At 72.6% G+C, this 18,217-nt stretch carries 13 protein-coding genes; 6 read left to right on the top strand and 7 right to left on the bottom strand.

Annotation, left to right across the window (positions count from 1 at the left end):
- Positions 1-86 precede the first annotated feature (86 nt).
- From CSPHI_RS00680 to CSPHI_RS00645, 7 genes are all read right to left on the bottom strand, one after another.
- On the bottom strand, positions 87-1,598 hold the full coding sequence (locus CSPHI_RS00680; protein WP_075691044.1) for a SpaH/EbpB family LPXTG-anchored major pilin: 1,512 nt from the start codon (positions 1,596-1,598) through the stop codon (positions 87-89).
- Positions 1,599-2,191: 593 nt separating this feature from the next.
- A complete protein-coding gene (locus tag CSPHI_RS00675; protein ID WP_075691043.1) occupies positions 2,192-4,885 on the bottom strand; it encodes a SpaA isopeptide-forming pilin-related protein in 2,694 nt (897 codons plus the stop codon).
- Positions 4,886-4,949: 64 nt separating this feature from the next.
- Positions 4,950-5,771 carry an isopeptide-forming domain-containing protein gene (locus CSPHI_RS12590; RefSeq protein WP_075691042.1) on the bottom strand — a complete coding sequence of 274 codons (822 nt, stop codon included), beginning with the start codon at positions 5,769-5,771 and terminating at the stop codon, positions 4,950-4,952.
- Positions 5,768-6,721, bottom strand: coding sequence for a class C sortase (locus CSPHI_RS00665; protein WP_084210153.1), 954 nt, complete (start codon positions 6,719-6,721; stop codon positions 5,768-5,770). The genes CSPHI_RS12590 and CSPHI_RS00665 overlap by 4 nt, the downstream gene beginning before the upstream one ends.
- A 144-nt stretch (positions 6,722-6,865) precedes the next feature.
- Complete coding sequence (locus CSPHI_RS11800) at positions 6,866-8,479, bottom strand: SpaH/EbpB family LPXTG-anchored major pilin (RefSeq protein WP_157118439.1); 1,614 nt, start codon at positions 8,477-8,479, stop codon at positions 6,866-6,868.
- Between the two features lie 660 nt (positions 8,480-9,139).
- A complete protein-coding gene (locus CSPHI_RS00650; protein WP_075691041.1) occupies positions 9,140-10,174 on the bottom strand; it encodes an aspartate-semialdehyde dehydrogenase in 1,035 nt (344 codons plus the stop codon).
- A gap of 51 nt (positions 10,175-10,225) precedes the next feature.
- The gene (locus CSPHI_RS00645; protein ID WP_075691040.1) at positions 10,226-11,491 is read right to left on the bottom strand and encodes an aspartate kinase; all 1,266 of its coding nucleotides are present in this window, start codon (positions 11,489-11,491) and stop codon (positions 10,226-10,228) included.
- 154 nt (positions 11,492-11,645) lie between these two features.
- Between CSPHI_RS00645 and CSPHI_RS00640 the strand changes: the two genes are divergently transcribed.
- The 6 genes from CSPHI_RS00640 (at position 11,646) to CSPHI_RS00615 (ending at position 18,186) form a co-directional block, all read left to right on the top strand.
- Entirely contained in the window at positions 11,646-12,491 is an 846-nt protein-coding gene (locus CSPHI_RS00640) for a DMT family transporter (RefSeq protein ID WP_075691039.1), read from the top strand.
- 261 nt (positions 12,492-12,752) lie between these two features.
- The gene (leuA, locus tag CSPHI_RS00635) at positions 12,753-14,576 is read left to right on the top strand and encodes a 2-isopropylmalate synthase (protein ID WP_075691038.1); all 1,824 of its coding nucleotides are present in this window, start codon (positions 12,753-12,755) and stop codon (positions 14,574-14,576) included.
- A gap of 6 nt (positions 14,577-14,582) precedes the next feature.
- The gene (locus CSPHI_RS00630; RefSeq protein WP_075691037.1) at positions 14,583-15,602 is read left to right on the top strand and encodes a hypothetical protein; all 1,020 of its coding nucleotides are present in this window, start codon (positions 14,583-14,585) and stop codon (positions 15,600-15,602) included.
- A gap of 91 nt (positions 15,603-15,693) precedes the next feature.
- Positions 15,694-16,671 (top strand): ATP-binding cassette domain-containing protein, encoded by a 978-nt coding sequence (locus CSPHI_RS00625; RefSeq protein WP_084210151.1) that lies wholly within the window; start codon positions 15,694-15,696, stop codon positions 16,669-16,671.
- The gene (locus CSPHI_RS00620) at positions 16,668-17,420 is read left to right on the top strand and encodes an ABC transporter permease (protein WP_075691035.1); all 753 of its coding nucleotides are present in this window, start codon (positions 16,668-16,670) and stop codon (positions 17,418-17,420) included. Before CSPHI_RS00625 ends, CSPHI_RS00620 begins: the two co-directional genes overlap by 4 nt.
- Positions 17,413-18,186: an ABC transporter permease gene (locus CSPHI_RS00615; protein WP_075691034.1), complete on the top strand. Its 774-nt coding sequence runs from the start codon at positions 17,413-17,415 to the stop codon at positions 18,184-18,186. The genes CSPHI_RS00620 and CSPHI_RS00615 overlap by 8 nt, the downstream gene beginning before the upstream one ends.
- The last annotated feature ends 31 nt before the right edge of the window (positions 18,187-18,217 follow it).

The following is an 18,217-nucleotide window of genomic DNA, read 5'->3' as shown; positions in this document are numbered from 1 at the left end:
GCCGGCGGCGAATGCCGCCGCCGGCGGGGGTTGACCGGGGCGCCCGGGATACCCCGGGGGCCTCGGCCGGCGGCATGGCGGGCGCCTTAGGCCTTGGTGCCGTTGCGCTTGGCGAGCCACACGCCGGCGCCGATGATGAGCGCGCCGAGGGCGGCGATGATCCCGATGCCCATGCCGCCGGTCAGCGGCAGCGAGGGGGCGGTGGACTCCACGTTGGTGATTTTCTTGGTGAGCGTCACCCCGTCGCCGCCCTCCTCGCCGAGGGCGGTGCGGCTGAAGTCGACCTCCACCGGCTCGGCGAGCAGCTCGTAGCCGGCGGGGGCCTCGACCTCGACGAGGCAGTACTTGCCCGAATCGCCCTCCTTGTCATCGGCGAAGTCGGTGATGTGCAGCGCGTTGATGGTCGCCTGCCCGTCCACGGTGGTCCAGGTGTTCTCCCCGGCGACGCTGATCCTGTCGCCGAGATCGTCCTTGGTGGAGCAGTTGTAGAGCTCGAAGACCGCGCCGTTCAGGGGCTTGTCCCCCTCGCCGACCTTCTCCACGCGCAGCTTGCCGAAGATGGTCTGCACCTCGTTGGTGTCGGTGCTGCCGTCGGGGCCGCCGGAGCCCTCGTTGGAGGTCACCGTGGCGGTGTTGGTCACCGCGACCCCGCCGAGGCCTTCGCCGACGTTCGATTCGGCGCCCTCCGGAATCTCCTTGACGGTCGCCGGGATGGTGGTGACCACCCGGGCCTCGTGGCCCTTGCTGAGCTTCTTCAGGCCCGCCTCGGTGAAGGTGACCGTGACCGTGCCGCCCGATTCCGCCGCGGTGAAGTCCTCGCCGGGGGTCAGCGCGGTGCCGTTGTCCAGCGCCGCGGTGATCTTGGCGGGGTCGATCTCGACCATGTTCTCGTCGTAGTCGTCGACGATCTCGTACTTCGCCAGGCCGCCCGTCGCCGGGGTGGGGATGTCCGAGGTGATGGTGTAGGTGATCTCGTCGCCGGTGTGCTTCCCGGCGTCGACCACGGCCTTCTCGGCCTTGTTCTCCGTGTTCTTCGGGTACACCTGCACGTCATAGTTCCAGCCGGACTGGGTGGCCGGGTTGGTCATCGGCACCGAGACCAGGAAGGGGCCGCCGGGGACGTGGCCGGCGGGGGCGGAGATCTCCTCGACGAGGTAGCGGCCCACCTTCAGACCCTCGAAGGAGACGACGCCATCGCCCTCCGTGGTACCCGTCCGGGGCTGCTTGCCCTCCTTCTGCGCCAGGGCCTTCTCCAGGGTGAGCTGCTGGCCCGCGACGACATCCTCGGCGGAGTCGTAGGCCCGGATCAGGGTGATCTTGTACTCCACGCCATTGAGCGGGGTACCGGGCGGGTCGGCGAGCTCATTGCCGTCGGCGCCGTTGTCGGTCTTCTCGCCGGCGCGCTTGTGGATGGTGATGGAGCCGGGCTTGTCGAAGTCGATGGTGGCGGCCTGGTCGGAGGCGCTCGGCGGCTCCACGGCCACGGCGGCGGGGGCCAGGTCGAGGCTCGCCGGGGCGGCGAAGACGCCGGTGGTCAGCGCGAGGCCGAGGATCGCGGCGCTGGCCGCGGGCCGGGTGAAACGACGGTCAGTGTGCATATGGGTCACTCTCTCTGGATGGGGGCGAACCCCGGGGTGATGAGATTCTGGGGTGGTCGACCGGCGAATGGGGACATCCGCCCTCGCCGGCCGCCGCCTCCGGCCTGCCCCAGGGGGGCGCCGGGTGCCCGGCCGGGCACCGGATCGTCCGGGTCACCCGGGACGACACCTACTCCGAATCTATGGTTCACCCGCCCCGCAAGCAATTCCCCGATGAGCGAAGACAACGCCGTTGAACTGGGACGATGCAGCACCGCGCTACGACTGGGCGACCGCCGCCCACCCCCTTCCCGGACCTGGCGGACCCCACCGATCCGCGCATGCGGGGGTGCGCCCGGCCCGCCCACCCGATATGAGCTGCATCGACGCAAAGGGGCGAATCACGGTCAACCCACGCGGGGGGCATGCGGGTCACCCCCGGCGGAGAAATACCGTTTCCCATATGAGATTGCGCTTTTCATGATTGCTGTGGGCTGCGCCACAATCACAAATCACCCCCATTCGCACCCCCTATCGCCGGTGGCCGGGGCCGGACACGCGAGAACCGGGGCCGGTCCAGGGGACCGGCCCCGGTCACGGGGTCGCGCGGGCGGCTAGCTCAGCCGCCGCCGGGCGGCCAGGGCCGCGGCGAAGGCCAGCAGCGCGGCCAGCGCGAAGGGCGCCGGCCCGGTGCCGCCGGTCTTGGGCAGGGTGCCGGTGGTCAGGTCGGCGACCCGCACCCACAGCTCATCGGCGGCGGCGTCCTCCTCACCCGGGCCGACCGCGACCAGGCCGCCGTCGGCGTCATCGGCCAGGGCGATGGTGTAGCCCTCGGCGTGGCCGGTGACCTCGACCGCCACCGGGCTGGCCAGCAGGGCGTAGCCCTCCGGGGCCTTGGTCTCCACCAGGTGGTAGCGGCCCTCGCGCACGCCCTCGGCGAGGCGATCGTTGCCCGGCCCGCCGGTGATCCGGTCATCCCAGTCGATGGACCCGTCCGGGGTGGAGCCGTAGAGGGCGAACTCGGAGCCGTCGAGCGGCGTGAGCGTGTCCTCGTTGTCCACCTTGGCGATGTTCACCACCGCCTCCCGCGGCGGGGTCAGCGGGATGCAGGCGTTGTCATCGGCCGGATCCTCGTCGCCGGCCAGCTCCACCGAGTTCGGCACGCCCACCGGGGAGACGGTCGACCCGTCGCCCTCGCAGCGGCCCAGCCGATCCCAGTCCGCGCCGGCGATGTCCTCGACCTGCACCGGGATGGTCACCGTCACCGGCAGCTCCTTGCCCGGGGCCAGGGTGGCCGACTCGGCCAGGCGCACCCGGCTGTCCCGGGTCAGCTCCGCCTGGGCGATGGTGGCCGTTGGCCCGGTCACCTCCACCCCGTCGACCTCGGCGAAGGCGACGGTGGCGTCACCGGCGGCGACCACATCGGCGGGCAGGCGGATGATGTCGAAGAGCTCGCCGGCGGCGGCCTCGTTGGCGGTGGAGGGGTTCGCCACGGTGACCGTGTAGCTCAGCTCCGCGGTGCCGTCCGGGTTGACCTGCACCGGTTCGCCGAGCACGGGCTCCTTGCGGGCCGCCGCCGTGGGCACCTCGCGGTTGTCCACGATGCAGTCCACCGCGCCGAGCCGGTTCTTCAGCTCCGGCATGGTCACCGCGAACCCGTTCTCCCCCTTGTCGCGCACCTCGACCGGCACCCGCTTGCCGTTCTTGGAGGTGAAGCAGCGGGCGTTCTTGCCCTCCTGCGGGGAGAGCGCGAAGCCCTCCTGGGCGGTCTCGGTGAGCGTCACCTCCAGGGGCTTCTTGGCATCGACCCGGAAACCGGTGCGGCCCTCGGCGTCGGTGACCCGGGCGAGGCTGTCGACCCGCTCCGAGCCGTCCTCCAGCACCGGATCGGCGGTGCTGGCGGTGAACTCCCAGCCTTCGCCGCGGGAGAGCTCATTGCCCTGGTCGTCGACGATCCGCTTGGTCACGTCGACGCGGCCGCGGCAGCCGGCCAGGATCTGCTCGACCAGCCGGACCGGCACCTCCTGGTAGGTGTCCACCTCGATGGGGGCGTCCCGGGAGGAGAGGTCGCGCAGCAGCCGGCGGCCGCTGTAGGGGTTGGTCTCCTCCACCGACCACAGCTCCGGATGATCCCGGTAGTACTCCTTGCGGCCGTTCTTCCGGTAGTAGTCCTTGTACCTGCTCCCGGTCCACCGGGCGACGGTTTCGCCGCCCTGGTAGATGATGTAGAGCCGATCCCGCACCTTCGTCGCGCGGTAGCCGACCTCGATGTCATTGCGGTAGGGGAAGAACTTGGTGTTGCCGAGCCCCACCCCGATCGGCACGATCCGGGTGCCGGACTCCTTGAGCCGGTTGGCGGCGATGATGGCGTCGGTGACGTCGGCGGCGTGCGCGCCCATCGGGTAGCCGCCGGTGCGGGCGTCGTTCGTGGTCGGTTTGCCGTCGGTGACGAAGTAGACGATGTCGTAGAGCCCGAGCGGCACCTCCTTGACCCCGGCCTCGGTGTTGGTCCAGGCGTTGCTCGGCCGCCGCAGGTTCTGGGCGTTGTTCCGGGCCGCGGCCACATCGGCGTCATCGAGCATCGAGTAGGGGCCGCCGGTGGCCTGGGGGACCTGGCCGCCCTCGTAGGCGAAGTTGTAGATCCCGATCTCGGCGGGGGTGCCGGCCAGTTCGTCGATCACGCCGTTGGCGGCGTCCTGGGACCCCTGCTCGCCCGCCGCCCCGATGGAGCCGGAGAGGTCGAAGACCAGGGCCACCCGCAGCCCGCAGCGCACCGGCGCCGACGGGTTCGGTGCCGGGTTCTCGGTGAACCAGTCGGGATAGCCGCCGGCTCGGCCCATCCGGGGGGTCGGCCGGTCGGCGCCGGGGCTCAGCTGACCGGGGAGCTCCACCGGCTCCCCGGATTCGATGAAGCCCCCGTCCTCGGCGGCCTCGCCGTCGTCCCCCTCGGTGGCCTCCGGTTCCTCCTCCGCGATGGCCTCATCGCCCTCCCCGGTCCCGGGGGTCTCCTCGGCGGTGCTCGGGGCGGGCTCGGTGGTGGCCGGCTCCGGCGCGGGGGCCGGATCCTCGGCGGGGGCCGGATCGGCGCTCGGCTCCGCGGTCGGCACGTCGGCGGTGGTGGTCTCCGCGGTGGTCGGCTCCGCGGTGGTGGTCTGCTCCGCGGTGGTCGTCGAGGTCTCCTCGGCGGGGATGGCCTCCTGCGCGCCGGCGGCGTTGCCGCCCAGCAGGAGCATCGCACTCACCGAGACCAGCGCGATGGCGCGGCGGGGCAGGGCCCGCCGGATGGATCCGTTTCGGGGGGTCGCCATGGCGGCGTCGTCCTTTCCTCGGCCGGCGCCCTCGGCGCCGCGTCCGCTGCTGCTGTCCTCGCGCCTACGCATCGTCGGCGTCCCTTCGGCCGACCCGCATGAAGAGCAGGCCCGCGCCGACGAGCACGATCGCGGCCCCGGCGATCCCGGTGACCTGCGCGCCCGTCACGGGCAGCCGACTGCCCGGGGAGCCGGGCTTGCCGGAGCCACCCGGGGAGCCGGGCTTGCCCGGCGTGCCGGGCTTACCGGGCGTGCCGGGATCACCCGGGTCACCGGGCTTCCCCGGATCACCCGGCTCACCGGGCTCCCCCGGCTCACCGGGCTCCCCCGGGTCCTCCTCCGGTTCGGTCTTCGCGAAGACCACCGGCTCGCAGTTCCACTCGCCGTCCGCCCCGGTGGGCAGGGTGAGCAGGAAGGGCGCGTACTCGGGGTAGGAGTAGGCGGGGTCCTCGGGGGTGGTGACGGTGACCAGGTAGAGGCCCGGCGGCAGGGCCGCGAAGCGGGCGGCGCCGGTCTCATCGGTGGTCGCGGTGCCGGTGGCGTCCTTGGGCGCGGCCTCGGCCTCCCCGACGGTCATCTTCCGGGCGGCGACCCAGCCGGCGGAGGTGTCCAGGTCGATGCCCTCGACGCGCTCCGCGGTGAACTCGGTCCCGGACAGCGGACCACGGGGCTTCTCGCCGGCGGGCACCTCGTCATAGGGGTTCGGGATCGGGGTCTGGATGGTCAGCGCCACGGTGGGGCAGGTCGCGGAGACCTGCGCCGCGTCGAGGCCGGTGACCTCGCCGGTGACGGTGTCCGCGGCCGCGCCGGCGGCCATGCCGAGCGTGCCCAGCACCGCCACCGCCCCGGCGGCGGTGACACGGCGGAATAGGTTCAGCTGGTTCATCGGTCGTGCTCCTCGGTCGCGGCGGAATCGCCGTCGGGGACCCGGTCGGGGTCGGTGCCGGCTTCGGCGCGCCGGCCGCGCAGCGCCCGGATGAGCCACCAGGTCAACCAGGCGAGGATCAGCAGGGCGGCGGCGAGGATCGCCCACATCCACCACTGCCAGTGCAGGCCGGAGTCGGCGAAGCCCGCCTCATCGGCCGGGTCCATCGGCACCCGGTGCCCGGTGACCAGCAGCCGGTGCGTGTTGATCCCGTAGGGGGTGCAGGTCACCAGGGTGATCAGGTCCCGGCCGGGCTGCACCACGAGTCCCTCGGTCTCCTCGGGCAGCACCACCTCGGTGGACTCCACCTCGTACTTGAGGCGCTGCCCGGCCACCGCGACGTAGATGGCGTCGCCGGTGTGGACGTCCTTGAGGTTGTCGAAGAGGGTGGCGTTGGTCAGCCCGGTGTGCGCGGTGAGCACCGCGTGCGTGTCCGGGCCGCCGACCGGGAGATCCGTGCCGTAGAGGTGGCCCACCCCGCGCTGCAGCACCTTCTCCGTGGAACCGTGGTAGACCGGCAGGTCCACCATGGCCGCGGGCACCACCAGGCGGGCCATCGCCTCCTGCTGGTTCAGCTCCGCGAGGTAGGCCTGGTAGTCCGCGTTGTCCTCGCTGACCCGGGAGAGCCAGGGGTCCAGGATCGGCCCGGAGGCGCGCTCGGCGTTGTAGCGCTGGGCGCTCTCCCAGGCCGCGGACAGCTTGGCCGGGTCGATGTTCTGCTCGATCCGGGAGTACTCCTGGGCGGCGCGGAGCTGCTTGGCGTTGTTCCACTGGGTGGCGACCACCGGGTAGAGCAGCACCAGCAGCCCGAGCAGCACCAGCAGCGCCGGCGCGAGGACCGTGCGGGCCTGGCGCCGGGACGGCTCGGCCCGGGTCTCCTCGACGATGACTCCGGTGTCGGCGGCGTCCATGGATGGCTCCGATGCTGGGGCTGACCGTGGCGGGGCGGGTGCCCCGCGGTGGGCGGAAGGGGGTGATGGGGGCTGCCGGCCGACCCCGCGGTTGCGGGGGCCGGCCGGCGGTGACCCGGGCGGGCCCGGGCCGGTCGCCGCGGCCTAGGCCTTGGCGTTGTTGCGCTTGGCGAGCCAGGCGCCGGCGCCGACGATCAGCGCGCCCAGGGCGGCGATGATCCCGATGCCCATGCCGCCGGTCAGCGGCAGCGAGGGGGCGGTGGACTTCACGTTGGTGATGTCCTTGACCAGGGTCACCGAGTCATCGACGGCGCCCTCGCCCTCCGAGTAGCCGATCGCCTCGCGGGTGAAGTCGACCTCCACCGGCTCGGCGAGCAGCTCGTAGCCCTCCGGGGCCGCCACCTCGACCAGGCAGTACTTGGCGGGGCCGGCCGGGGCATCATCGGCGTAGTCGGTGACGTGCAGCGCGTTGATGGTCAGCGACCCGTCCTCGCCGGTGGTCCAGTCGGTGGCGCCGTCGACGGTGATCTGCTCGCCGAGCTCATCCTTGGAGGCGCAGTTGTACAACTCGAACTTCGCGTCGGCCAGCGGGGTGGCATCCTCGTCGGCCTTCTCCACGCGCAGCTTGCCGAAGTATGTCTGCACCTCGTTGGTGTCGGTGCTGCCGTCGGGGCCGCCGGAGCCCTCGTTGGAGGTCACCGTGGCGGTGTTCGGCACGACCACGCCGCCGGTGGCCTCGCCCTCGGGCACGGTCTCGTCGCCGTCGATCTCCAGCACCGTGGCGGGGATGGTGGTGACCACCTTCTCCTCGGCGTTCTCGGAGAGCTTGGCCAGACCCGCCTTGGTGAAGGCCACCCGGACCTCGCCCTCGATGAGCTCCGCGGTGAAGTCCTCGCCGGGGGTCAGCGCGGTGCCGTCGGAGAGCGCCGCGGTGACCTTGGCGGGGTCGATCTCGACCATGGTCCCGTCGTAGTCGTCGGTGACCACGTACTTGCTCAGCCCGTTCTCGGAGGGGGTGGGGATGTCCGAGGTGATGGTGTAGGTGATCTCGTCGCCGGTGTGCTTCCCGGCATCGACCACGGCCTTCTCGGCGGCGTTCTCGGTGTTCTTCGGGTACACCTGCACGTCGTAGTTCCAGCCGGACTGGGTGGCCGGGTTGGTCATCGGCACCGAGACCAGGAAGGGGCCGCCGGGGACGTGGCCCTCGGGGGCGGAGAGCTCCTCGACCAGGTAGCGGCCCAGGGCCAGGCCCTCGAAGGAGGCGACGCCGTCGGCGTCGGTGATGATGTCGGTGACCGGCTTGCCCGCCTTCTGCGCCAGGGCCTCGTCGAGGGTGAGCTGCTGGCCCTCGGTGACGTCGGCGGCGGTCTCGTAGGCCTTGATCAGGATGACCCGGAACTCGGCGCCCTCCAGCGGGGTGCCGGGCGGGTCGGCGAGCTCATTGCCGTCGGCGCGATCGGCGGACTTCTCCCCGGCGCGCTTGTGCACGGTGATGGAGCCGGTGCGGTTGAAGTCGATGGTGGAGGCCTGCTCCTCGGAGGCGCCCTCGCCGGAGCCCTCGCCCTCACCGGAGCCCTCGCCCTCACCCCCTCCCTCGCCGGAGTCGGCGGCGCCGCCCTCCTCGCCATCGGCCTCCTGGGCGACGGCGGTCGGGGTGAGATCGAGGGCCTCGGGGATGCCGTAGACGCCGGCGCCCAGGGCGAGGCCGAAGACGGCGGTCAGGGTCACGGACCGGAGGGTGCGTTGCTGTGCGTGCATGTACGGGGCTCTTTCCTATGCCGGGGTTTTCCCGGGGGACGGGCAGGTCGGGTGACGGTCGGCTCCCTCGCCGGCGCATCGCGCCGGGTCGGGTCACGGGGTTTCCGACACGGCACCTGAGACTGAACCTATGGGGCAGCCGGGCCCCCAACAACACGAAAATGACGTTCACGCTGGGACGATGCCGGAATCCCCGCCCCCGGGGTCGCCGCCGCCGGCGCAACCGCGATAGGGCACGCCCATCGCCGGGTTCTCCGCGGGCCGCCCTGCGAAACCTTCGAAACTTCCGCACGCACGCAGGAAAGATAAGGCTGACCTCAAGCTTCACTCGGAAACGCCTTGGCTGCGGCCCGGGCCTCCGCGGGACCCCCCAACGTCGGGGGCGTTACCAATCGCAATGTGGGATGGATCACATTGCATGGACTATCGATGCACCCCCGAATTCCCCCCCGGATCCGGGGGCCCGCGCGGGAGGGGGTGCGGCCCGCCGGGGGCCCCGCGAACCGGCCGGCCCTCCCCGCCGCACCCCCGCGCGGGGCCCGGTGCGCCGCCGGCGCCGGCGACCCCGATCCGGCGGGCCCGCACCGGATGCGCCGCAGGATCGCGCGGGGCGCCGGCGGCCGCCCCGGCCGCCGGCGCCCCGCGCCGGATGCGTGGACCTCAGTCCAGCAGCAGCTCCGCGATCTGGATGGTGTTCAGCGCCGCGCCCTTGCGCAGGTTGTCCCCGGCCACCACGAACACCAGCCCGCGGCCCTCCGGCACGGACTGGTCCCGGCGGATCCGGCCCACCAGGGAGGGGTCCGCCCCGGCGGCGGCCAGGGGGGTCGGCACGTCGACGACCCGCACCCCGGGGGCGGCCTCGAGCAGCTCGGTGGCCCGCTCCGGGGTGATCCCCCGCTCGAACTCGGCGTGCACCACCAGGGTGTGCCCGGAGTACACCGGGATCCGCACGCAGGTGCCGGCCACCGCCAGCTCCGGGATGCCCAGGATCCGGCGGGACTCGTTGCGCAGCTTCTGCTCCTCGTCGGTCTCCCCGGCGCCGTCCTCGACCAGGTTGCCCGCCCAGGGCAGGGCGTTGAAGGCGATCGGGGCCACGTAGGGGCCCAGCTCCCCGGCGGCCATCGCGGAACCGTCGGTGACCAGCTCCTCGGCATGGTCCAGGTTCTCCCGCAGCTGGGCGGTCAGGGTGCGCACCCCGGCCAGCCCGGACCCGGACACCGCCTGGTAGGAGGCCACCCGCAGCCGGGTCAGGCCCGCCTCCGCGTGCAGCGGGCCGAGCACCGGCATCGCCGCCATGGTGGTGCAGTTCGGGTTCGCGATGATCCCCTTCGGCGGGTTCTTCGCCTCGCCCGGGTTGACTTCGCTGACGATGAGCGGCACCTCCGGGTCCTTGCGGAAGGCCGAGGAGTTGTCCACCACGGTGGCGCCCGCGGCGGCGAAGCGCGGCGCCTGCTCCCGGGCCAGGGCCCCGCCGGCGGAGAACAGGGCGATGTCGATCCCGGCGAGATCGGCGTCCGCGACGGCGGCGACGTCCTCGACGACGACGGGCGTCCCGCGGTAGTCCAGCTCGGTGCCGGCGGAGCGGGCGGAGGCGAAGAAGCGGACCTTGTCCGCCGGGAAATCGCGCTCCGCCAGGATGGTGCGCATCACGCGGCCGACCTGGCCGGTGGCGCCGACGACGGCGAGGGTGGTCATGGGGGAACTCCTGTCAACTGGGTGGGGATGGTGATGCGGGGCGGGGCGGGGCTAGCGGCCGGTGCCGGCGTAGACCTTCGCCTCCTCCTCCCCGCCGAGCTCGAAGGCGCGGTGCAGCACCCGCACCGACTCCTCCAGGTCGGTGTCGCGCACCAGCACCGAAATCCGGATCTCGGAGGTGGAGATCAGCTCGATGTTGATGCCCGCCTCGCTGAGCGCCTCGCAGAAGGTGGCGGTGACCCCCGGATGGGACTTCATCCCGGCGCCGATGAGGGAGACCTTGCCGATGTGATCGTCGTAGGTGACGTCCTGCCACTCCCCCTCGGCCTGCATCCTCTTCAGCAGCTCCATCGCCCGGGGGCCGTCGGCGCGCGGGCAGGTGAAGGTGATGTCGGTGCGGTTGTCCGCCAGCTTGGAGACGTTCTGCAGCACCATGTCGATGTTGATCTCCGCATCGGCGATGGCGCGGAACATCTTCGCGGCGTGCCCGGGCTCGTCGGGGATGCCCAGCACGGTGACCTTGGCCTCCGAGGCGTCGTGCGCGACGCCGGTGAGAACTGCTTCTTCCACGGGGATATCCTCCACTGATCCGTTGACGAGGGTGCCGGGCTCGTTGCTGTACGACGAGCGAACCCGGAGGGGAACGTTGAACGCGCGGGCGTACTCCACGCAGCGCAGCTGCAGGATCTTCGCGCCCACCGCGGCCTGCTCGAGCATCTCCTCGAAGGAGATCGTCTCCAGCTTCTGCGCATCGGGCACGATCCGCGGATCCGCGGTGTAGACCCCGTCGACATCCGAGTAGATCTCGCACACGTCGGCGTCCAGGGCCGCGGCCAGGGCCACCGCGGTGGTGTCCGAGCCGCCGCGACCCAGGGTGGTCACGTCCTTCGTCTCCCGGTTGACCCCCTGGAAACCGGCGACCAGGCAGATATGCCCCTCGTCCAGGGCCTCCCGGACCCGGCCCGGGGTGACCTCCAGGATCCGGGCGTTGCCGTGCCGCTCGGTGGTGATCACCCCGGCCTGGGAGCCGGTGAAGGAGCGCGCCGAGGCCCCGAAGCTGGCGATCGCCATGGCCACCAGGGAATTGGAGATCCGCTCCCCGGCGGTGAGCAGCATGTCCATCTCCCGCGCCGGCGGCACCGGGTTGACCTGGGCGGCCAGGTCCAGCAGCTCATCGGTGGTGTCGCCCATCGCGGAGCAGACCACCACCACGTCATTGCCCTGCTTGCGCGATTCCACGATCCGCTCGGCGACGCGGCGGATGCGCTCGGCGCTCTCCAGCGACGATCCGCCGTACTTCTGCACGACCAGTGCCATGGTGTCGGGGCTCCTCGTGTCCGTCCGTGCCCGCCGGGCGCCCGCCGCGAACCGGCGGGACCCGGCGATATGTCCCGTTCAACATACAACAGCGCCGACGCGCGGTCCGAGGCCGGCGGAGCGCCCCGGCGGTGATCGCCGCTAATCTGGCGGCGTGCACTCACCGCCGCTCGCCATCGCCCTGGGCCTCGCCTCGGCGCTGTCCATCGCCTGGGGCACCGTCATCCGGCATCAGCTCTCCGGGGTGCTGCCCGACGGCACCGGCACCCTGCGCGGGGTGCTCGGCGTGGTCGCCCGCCCGCTGTGGTGGGCCGGCCTGGGCCTGGCCATGCTCGGCTACGGGCTGCAGATCGGCGCCCTCGCCTTCGGCTCCCTGCTGCTGGTGCAGCCGCTGCTGGTGATGAAGCTGATGTTCACCCTGCCGCTGTCCGCCCGGGTCAACGGCCGCCGGATCTCCCGCACCGAGACCGCCTGGGCGACGGTGCTGTCCATCGCGGTGGCGGTGCTCATCATCCTCGGCCGGCCGCTGCCCGGCGCGGCCCGGCCCCCGCTGGCGATCTGGCTGCCCGCGCTCGCCGTGGGCGCGGTGGTGTTCCTGCTCATGTACCGGGGCGCGGACCGGCTGCGCCGCGGGCCGAAGGCGGTGCTGCTCGGCCTGGCCACCGGGCTGCTCTACGGCTACGTCGCGGTGCTCAGCAAGGCCGTCGTCGACGTCGGGGTGCGCGAGGGCGCCCTGGCGCTGGCCGCCTCCTGGGAGCTGTGGTTGCTCATCGCCCTGGCGCTGGTGGGCACCGGGGTGCAGCAGGCCTCCTTCAACGCCGGGGCGCTGCGGCACTCCCTGCCCGCGATGACCTGCGGGGAGCCGATCATCGCCTTCGCCCTGGGCTACGTGGTGCTCGGCGAGCGCTTCCAGGTCTCCGGCTGGAACTGGGCGGCGCTGGCGGTGGCCCTGGCCGCCATGGTGGTGGCCACCGTGCAGCTCTCCCGCCGGGGGGTGTGAGCCCGCCCGCGCGGCGGACCCCGCCCGGGGGAAAACCCCGCCGATCGACGTGACCGGGATCACCTTCGGCACCCCCCGGCGGCCCACTCCGTGTTGAGTCGCCACACATCCCGGTTGTAGGCTGCCTCACATGCAGCGCGCGCTTCTCCTTCCGTGCCGCGGCGGGGCTTAACCGAGACCGGCATCCCCTCCGCGGAGTCTTTCGGGTCCGGTCGGCACGATCGCGTGCACCAGAAGACACACAAGGAAGAGACCGACGCCATGTCCCCCACCGACGCCTTCATCTCCGCGCCCTCCCGGATCACTACCCCGGACGGGCCCATCCCGGAGGGCCAGCCCGCCTGGAACACCCAGCGCAACTCCTCGATGCCCGTGCACCGCTACGAGCCCTACGACGTGGAGGTGCAGGACTTCCAGCTGCCGGACCGCACCTGGCCGGACAAGCGGATCACCCGCGCCCCGCAGTGGTGCGCCGTGGATCTGCGCGACGGCAACCAGGCCCTGATCGACCCGATGAGCCCCGAACGCAAGCGGCGCATGTTCGACCTGCTGGTGCAGATGGGCTACAAGGAGATCGAGGTGGGCTTCCCCTCGGCCTCGCAGACCGACTTCGACTTCGTCCGCGAGATCATCGAGCAGGACCTGATCCCCGATGACGTGACCATCCAGGTGCTGGTGCAGGCCCGGGAGCACCTGATCCGGCGCACCTTCGAGGCCTGCGAGGGCGCGAAGAACGTGATCGTGCACTTCTACAACTCCACCTCCATCCTGCAGCGCGAGGTGGTGTTCCGGAAGGACAAGGAGGCGATCAAGAAGATCGCCGTGGACGCCGCGGAGCTGGTCAAGGAGATCGCCGCGGACTACCCGGGCACCAACTGGCGCTGGGAGTACTCCCCGGAGTCCTTCACCGGCACCGAGGTGGAGTACGCCAAGGAGGTCTGCGATGCGGTGATCGCGGTGATGGACCCCACCCCGGAGCACCCGATCATCATCAACCTGCCCTCCACGGTGGAGATGATCACCCCGAACGTCTACGCCGACTCCATCGAGTGGATGAGCCGCAACATCGACCGCCGCGACTCGGTGATCCTCTCCCTGCACCCGCACAACGACCGGGGCACCGGGGTGGCCACCGCGGAGCTGGGCTACCTGGCCGGCGCGGACCGGATCGAGGGCTGCCTCTTCGGCAACGGGGAGCGCACCGGCAACGTCTGCCTGGTCACCCTGGGCCTGAACATGCTGGTGCAGGGCGTGGACCCGCAGATCGACTTCTCCGACATCGACCAGGTGCGCCGCACCGTGGAGTACTGCAACCAGCTGCGGGTGCCGGAGCGGCACCCCTACGGCGGGGATCTGGTGTTCACCGCCTTCTCCGGCTCCCACCAGGACGCGGTGAACAAGGGCCTGGACGCGATGGCGGAGAAGGTCCGCCCCGGCGCGGCGGTGAAGGAGCTCACCGACGAGGAGCTGCGCAAGGTGGTCTGGGAGGTGCCCTACCTGCCCATCGACCCGAAGGACGTGGGCCGCACCTACGAGGCCGTGATCCGGGTGAACTCCCAGTCCGGCAAGGGCGGGGTCGCCTACATCATGAAGACCGACCACGGCCTGAACCTGCCGCGGGCGATGCAGGTGGAGTTCTCCTCCGTGGTGCAGTCGGTGACCGACGCCGAGGGCGGCGAGGTCAACCCGAAGGCGATGTGGGACATCTTCGCCGGGGAGTACCTGGACCGGGAGGCCCCGCTGGAGACCATCTCGGTGACCGTGGACGCCCCGCAGAACGAGGCGGAGGACACCCACGTCAAGGCCCGGGTGGTGCACAACGGCGCCGAGCAGGTCATCTCCGGGGTCGGCAACGGCCCGCTGGCCGCGCTGGCCGCCGCCCTGGAGACCCTGGGCATCGACCTGGAGGTGCAGGAGTACGTGCAGCATGCGCGCACCGCCGGCGATGACGCCGAGGCCGCCGCGTACGTGCTCGCCGACGTCGGCGGGCGCAAGGTGTGGGGCTGCGGCATCGCCGGGTCCATCACCTACGCCTCCCTGAAGGCGGTCATCTCCGCGGCGAACCGCGCGCTGGCGGGGGCGTAGCCCACGGTGGCCGGGGATCCGGACGGCGGTTTCGTCGCGGCGGTCGCCCGCACCACCGGCATCCACCCGCGCTCGGCGCGGCTGGTCGCGCTGGGGCTGCTGGAGGTCGCCGCGGACGGCTCCCCCGGGCGCACCTGGCATGCGGTGCTGCGCATCGACGCCGATCCCGGCCCGGAGCACCTGCACTGGCTCGACGCCGCGGAGCTGGCCCGGGGCCGCCGCTTCGGCAAAGTGCTCGACGAGGTGTCGGACATCCTCGACGGCCGCACCCTGGTGGTCCATGACGCCCCGCTGACCTGGGGCTTCATCGTGGAGGAGGCCCGGCGGGCCCGGCAGGGGGCGAACCGGGCGAACCGCTCGCGCAACCGCCGCGGCGGCCGCCCCCGGCCCCGGGCGAGGGTGGGCCGCACCCCCGCCCCGGCCCGGATCGTGGACACCCTGGCCACCGCCCGCCGCACCGGGGCCCGCCTGGCCGATCCCCGGCTGCTCGGGGTGGCCCGGGCGCATGGGGTGCCGGCGCCCTCGCCGGTGGCCAGCGTGGACAATATCGGCCTCGCCGAACGCGACCGCACCCTCGCCGAACTGGAGGCGCTGCGCCGGCTGCACCTGGCCCAGGTCGCCGCGGACCCGGCGACGGTGATGTCCTGGACCCCGGGCGAGCTGCGCGCCGACCCGGCGGGGCTGCAGCGCTCCCGGGTGCGGGTGGACGCGATGGAGGCGCCCCGGCCCACGCCCAACCCGGGCCGCTACGCCCATGGCGGGGCGCTGGCGCCCGGCATGGAGTTCACCGTCGCCGACGAGGTGGAGCTGCCCGCGGACGAGATCATCGCCGCCGGGGTCGCCGCGGGCCTGGCCTACTCGGAGAAGATCACCCGGGCCTGCTCGGTGCTGGTGTTCAACCAGCCCGCGGATCTGCCGCCGGCGGAGTTCACCGGCAAGGCGATGCACGCGCACCGCAAGGGCGTGCCGCTGGTCGCCGACGCCGCCTTCCTGCGCCTGGCCGCCGATCTCGCGGCGCGTTCCTGAGCCGTTCCCGTGGACACCTCCCCCTCGGTGCATTAGCCTTGCCTCGGGTAACCCCTAAGGCGTTAAGGCATTGTATCCGAAGGAGAAGGACATGACCGACCGGGCGCCGGTCCTCGACGTGCGGGGGCTGCGGTGCGAGCTGGGCCGGGGCGAGAAGCGGGCGGAGATCCTCCGCGGGGTGGATCTCACCATCCCCGCCGGCGGGATCGTCGCCGTGCTCGGCGCCAACGGGGCCGGCAAGACCACCCTGATCAACGTGCTGTCCACGCTGCTGCCCGCCTCCGGCGGCACCGCCGTGGTCGCCGGCCACGATCTCGCCGCCGATCCCCGCGGGGTGCGCTCCTCGATCGCGCTCACCGGCCAGTACGCCGCCGTGGACGAGGAGCTCACCGGCCGGGAGAACCTGGTCTACTTCGGCCGGCTCGCCGGTCTGGCCAAGGCCGAGGCCCGCGCCCGGGCCACCGCCCTGCTGGAGCGCTTCGACCTGGTCGCCGCCGCGGACAGCCTGGTCAGCGAGTACTCCGGGGGGATGCGCCGGCGCCTGGACATCGCCGCCTCGCTCACCGTGCCGCCGAAGCTGCTCTTCCTCGATGAGCCGACCACCGGCCTGGACCCGGCCTCGCGGTCCTCGGTGTGGGCGCTGATCCGGGATCTCGCGGCGGCCGGCACCTCCATCCTGCTCACCACCCAGTACCTGGAGGAGGCGGATCACCTCGCCGACTCGGTGGCGGTGCTCGCCGGCGGCCGGGTGCTCGACGAGGGCACCCCCGCGGAGCTGAAGGAGCGCTACGGCACCGCGGTGCTGGAGGTCACCCTCGCCGACGACGACGCCGCCGCCCGCTTCGCCGCCCGGCTGGCCGACTCCGGCCTGGCCGGCCGCGCCGAGGGCCCGGTGGTGCGCGCCGAGGCCCCGCGCGGCTACCGCAGCCTGGTGGACGCCCTGGCCGCCTGGGACGGCGCCGAGGGCGACGTCCTCGACGCGGGCCTGACCCCGCCCACCCTCGACGACGTCTTCCTGGCGCTCGCCGACTCCGGGGACATCGCCCGGGATCCGGGGGACGGCCGATGAACGCCGTCGCCGCGGTCTGGCGCCGCGATGTGCTGCGCACCCTGCGCAACAAGGCGGTGATGGTCTCCGCACTGCTCATCCCGGGACTGTTCCTGCTCGCCTTCCACGCCGCCTTCTCCCGCTCCGCGGCGGATCTGGGCATCGACTACGCCGACTACCTGCTGCCCACCGCGATGATGCAGGCGATCATCTTCACCGCCGGCGGCTCCGCCCTGGCGGTGGCCCGCGACGCCGAGGAGGGCATCCACTCCCGGCTGCGCACCATGCCCGCGCCGATGTGGGCGGTCGCCGCCGGCCGGGTGCTCGCCGATCTCACCCGGATGGCCTGGTCCGGCGGGATCGTGCTGGCGCTCTCCCTCGCCCTCGGCGCCCGGATCCGCGGCGGGATCGGCGGGATCCTCGTCATGCTGCTGATCTTCGCCCTGGTCACCGCGATCATCGCGGCCGGGGTGGACGGGCTGTGCCTGCTCAGCGCGAAACCGGTGTCCACCGCCCTGCTCTTCCAGTCCCTGACCATCATCATCCTGATGTTCTCCACCGCCTTCGTGCCCGCGGAGGCCCTGCCCGACGCCCTGGCCCCGGTGATCCGGCATGTGCCGGTCTCCCCCATCCTGGAGACCATCCGGGCCCGGATGGCCGGCGATCCGGCCGGCGCCGCCGGGGTGGAGGCCGCCGCCTGGCTGGTCGCGCTCGCCGGCGCCGCCGGCTGGGGCTTCGTGCACGCCCTGTCCAGGAGGAGCCATGCCTGAGCCCGCCCACGCCCGCGCCCATCTGGGCCGCCTGCTCACCGGCTGGTCCCGGGACCGGGTGGCCATCGCGAACACCATCCTCAACCCGATCCTCATGCTGGTCGTGGTCCGGCTGCTCTTCGGCGACCTGATGCGCCTGGCCCAGGGCGCGGAGACCCTGGACCCGCTGCCGCTGACCGTGATGATGATCTTCGCCACCCAGGCGATGAACTCCGTGGAGGCCGCCGCGCACGGGGTGCGCGAACGCCAGCGCGGCCTGGTCGCCCGGGTGGCGGTGACCCCCGGCGGGGCCGGGCCGCTCATCGCCGGCCGCTGGCTCTTCGACTGGCTGCGCACCACCATGAGCGGCACCGCCGCCCTGGTGGTCGGCATCATCCTGGGCGTGCGGGTGCACACCTGGGCCGCCGCCGGCTGGCTGGCGGTCGTGATCGCGGTCGGCGGGATGTTCGCCGCCACCCTGGCGATGCTCATCGGCGCCCTGGCGGCCACCCCGGAGGCCACCATGGCCGCCACCCCGCTGCTGATGGCGGTGACCTTCCTCAACGGCGGCATGGTGCCCCCGGAGCGCTTCGTCGCCGCGGCCCAGCCGATCGCCCGGAACAACCCGGTGAACCACCTGGTGGACGCCGCCCTGGCCTTCAACGGCTCCCCGCTGGCGGACACCGCCGCGGCGACCCCGGCGTGGACCGCCCTGGTCTGGCTGGGCGGGCTCACCGCGGTGGCGGCGATCGCCGCGATCCGGCCGCTGCGCCGCCGCCTGGTCTGAGCCGCACCCGCCGGGCGACTAGGATCCGGGG

The sequence above is a fragment of the Corynebacterium sphenisci DSM 44792 genome, assembly GCF_001941505.1.
Taxonomy (GTDB): Bacteria; Actinomycetota; Actinomycetes; order Mycobacteriales; family Mycobacteriaceae; genus Corynebacterium; species Corynebacterium sphenisci.
This window is presented reverse-complemented; position numbering and strand designations above follow the sequence as displayed.

Coding starts and splice junctions, on each gene's coding strand:
- CSPHI_RS00680 (WP_075691044.1), bottom strand. CDS start 1,598: ATGCACACTGACCGTCGTTTCACCCGGCCCGCGGCCAGCGCCGCGATC.
- CSPHI_RS00675 (WP_075691043.1), bottom strand. CDS start 4,885: ATGGCGACCCCCCGAAACGGATCCATCCGGCGGGCCCTGCCCCGCCGC.
- CSPHI_RS12590 (WP_075691042.1), bottom strand. CDS start 5,771: ATGAACCAGCTGAACCTATTCCGCCGTGTCACCGCCGCCGGGGCGGTG.
- CSPHI_RS00665 (WP_084210153.1), bottom strand. CDS start 6,721: ATGGACGCCGCCGACACCGGAGTCATCGTCGAGGAGACCCGGGCCGAG.
- CSPHI_RS11800 (WP_157118439.1), bottom strand. CDS start 8,479: ATGCACGCACAGCAACGCACCCTCCGGTCCGTGACCCTGACCGCCGTC.
- CSPHI_RS00650 (WP_075691041.1), bottom strand. CDS start 10,174: ATGACCACCCTCGCCGTCGTCGGCGCCACCGGCCAGGTCGGCCGCGTG.
- CSPHI_RS00645 (WP_075691040.1), bottom strand. CDS start 11,491: ATGGCACTGGTCGTGCAGAAGTACGGCGGATCGTCGCTGGAGAGCGCC.
- leuA (WP_075691038.1), top strand. CDS start 12,753: ATGTCCCCCACCGACGCCTTCATCTCCGCGCCCTCCCGGATCACTACC.
- CSPHI_RS00625 (WP_084210151.1), top strand. CDS start 15,694: ATGACCGACCGGGCGCCGGTCCTCGACGTGCGGGGGCTGCGGTGCGAG.
- CSPHI_RS00620 (WP_075691035.1), top strand. CDS start 16,668: ATGAACGCCGTCGCCGCGGTCTGGCGCCGCGATGTGCTGCGCACCCTG.
- CSPHI_RS00615 (WP_075691034.1), top strand. CDS start 17,413: ATGCCTGAGCCCGCCCACGCCCGCGCCCATCTGGGCCGCCTGCTCACC.